This window comes from Bradyrhizobium cosmicum (assembly GCF_032290525.1).
Lineage (GTDB): Bacteria > Pseudomonadota > Alphaproteobacteria > Rhizobiales > Xanthobacteraceae > Bradyrhizobium > Bradyrhizobium cosmicum_A.
The window spans coordinates 1-262 of the sequence record NZ_JASXTA010000318.1 but is presented as its reverse complement, the minus strand read 5'-3'; the positions used below and the strand labels follow the sequence as shown (position 1 = coordinate 262).

Below are 262 nucleotides of genomic sequence, written 5' to 3'. Positions count from 1 at the left end.
CTCTACAGCAGGTTTGATTGAAGATCACATCATAACCTTGATCAGCTATTTGGCTTATGGAGAGTAAGTTGTGCATTAAGCCTTCCACCAGAAGAACATCATTGATCACAGGAGAGTTTCCATGACCAATGGAGCCTTTACCAATAATTTTTCCCTTCTGGTTCCCTCCAAAACCTACATCTCCTCCTGATTTAAGTAGCATCAGTTTTTGGAATATAGACCTTATGCCCGTCATGTGTCGCGAGCATCCACTGTCCAGGTA

Annotated in this window: 1 protein-coding gene; it reads right to left on the bottom strand. The window is 42.7% G+C overall.

Annotated features, from left to right (window positions below):
- Window positions 1-235: hypothetical protein (locus tag QSV46_RS40105; protein ID WP_314964163.1), on the bottom strand; the 235-nt coding region annotated here is incomplete at its 3' end.
- Window positions 236-262 lie beyond the last annotated feature (27 nt).